The organism is Neisseria sp. P0021.S006 (assembly GCF_051956895.1).
The window spans coordinates 1-610 of sequence record NZ_JBQCWZ010000865.1 but is presented as its reverse complement, the minus strand read 5'-3'; the positions used below and the strand labels follow the sequence as shown (position 1 = coordinate 610).

Genomic DNA, 610 nt, shown 5'->3' with positions numbered 1-610 from the left:
TATTATGACCGTCTGAAATTTTCAGGCGGCCTTGCTATTATTTCAACGAACGAATACCTACTGCATCGCGTACTTTATCCAACAATTCACGTGCTTCTTTACGCGCTTTTTGTGCGCCGGCCTGCAAAATGTCTTCAATTTGAGATGGTTTGGCTGTCAACTCATTGTAACGCTCGCGCGGTTCTGCGAGCTCGGCATTGATTTTTGCACCCAAGAGTTTCTTGGCCTCACCCCAAGCAAGGCCTTCGGCCAGCATTTGCGTGAACTCAGCAGTTTCAGACAGCGTGGAGAAGGCTTTGTAGATTTCAAACAGAGGACTTTCATCAGGCTGTTTCGGCTCGCCGGGTTCTTTCATATTGGTGATGATTTTGTTGACCGATTTTTGGGTTTTTTTATCGTTTTCCCAAAGCGGAATGGTATTGCCGTAAGACTTGGACATTTTGCGTCCGTCCAAGCCGACCAAGAGTTCGACGTTTTCATCAATCTTCACTTCTGGCAGGGTGAAGAGTTCTTGGAAGCGGTGGTTAAAGCGACCGGCAATATCGCGTGCCATTTCAACGTGTTGGATTTGGTCGCGACCGACTGGTACTTCATGGGCATTGAACATAAG

At 47.4% G+C, this 610-nt stretch carries 1 pseudogene; it reads right to left on the bottom strand.

Annotation, left to right across the window (positions count from 1 at the left end):
* Positions 1-37: 37 nt before the first annotated feature.
* Positions 38-610, bottom strand: a pseudogene (locus ACTHUM_RS17575) (tryptophan--tRNA ligase); the annotation flags it as partial.